General features: G+C 45.6%; 1 protein-coding gene and 1 pseudogene. Both read right to left on the bottom strand.

Annotation, left to right across the window (positions count from 1 at the left end; translation table 11 throughout):
* Positions 1–643: PAS domain-containing protein (locus tag R7Q47_RS26715; RefSeq protein WP_318090339.1), on the bottom strand; the 643-nt coding region annotated here is incomplete at its 3' end.
* Positions 644–677: 34 nt separating this feature from the next.
* Positions 678–1,021 (bottom strand): annotated as a pseudogene (locus R7Q47_RS26710) (TIGR01212 family radical SAM protein); the annotation flags it as partial.

Raw genomic sequence — 1,021 nt, 5'->3', positions numbered from 1 at the left:
ATTTGCGTTCACTTTTACGGGTAGCGACTCGGCTCGCCGTTGCAGTGATGGCTTCTTCTCGTCGCCCCTCCCAAAACTGGTCAAAGGCACGATTCGTCGTCAATAAATTACCTTGGCAATCTTGCAAGCAGATCAACTCGGACAGCGAATCTAGCGCTGAGCGCGCCATCTCTAACTGCGCCAACTCTTGCTGCTGCTCTTGTAAAGTGACTTGATAAGGTTGCGCGTACATGATCCAAACACGATGACCACGTAGCAAACTCTTTCGGCCGGACAATTCAACCTTAATAGATTCGTTTTCAGATAAACGCCAATCAAAGACTTGGTGACGGAAATAGCGACTGGAAAAACTATCTAGCAACGAAGAAAGTTTGTGAAGCTCAAACAAGGCTGGGTACAAAAAGCCTGTACCCAGAGATCGAATGCCAAGCAACTGCATCGCTGCTTGATTCGAAAGTAGGATTTGTCCATGGCTGGCATCTAGCACCAGCACTGGATAAGGCGAATCAGTAATAAGCTGCTTAAGTGCGTTTTGGAAACGAAAGTAGATAAGTGCTATCGCAATCGCACTGACTATCGATAGCAGGACAATATATCCATAACTCTCCTGCCCATTCCAAAGCCAATTAAGTAACTGATCCATTTTTCCACCTATAAAGCAAACTGCTAAAAATATATCAGTTATTTATTGAGCAATCTGCTTTTAATTCCGGCTTCGTGTAGATAAAAGGCTTTCCTATTAAGCTGCCTTGAGCGCCATCTTTATTTAATGCGCGACCAATTTCAGTCATGGCTAACCAACGGTTTTCACACCAAAGCGGGGACAACAACGTTGGACGACGAGCTGCGGAAGAGACACGATGAAACACAACATCAGCGGGCGTCATACGAATCATTTCACTGGCAATCGCAACATATTCTTCCAATTCAGGAGCTTCTAATCTGCCAGCTCTCCAAGCTTTCGCCATCGTACTGCCTTCCACAATATGCAGGCCATGTAACTTGATGCCATCAGTGCCCA

The organism is Vibrio sp. Vb0349, assembly GCF_033338975.1.
Note: the sequence above shows the minus strand (reverse complement) of the source record. Positions and strands in the feature narration are given on the sequence as shown.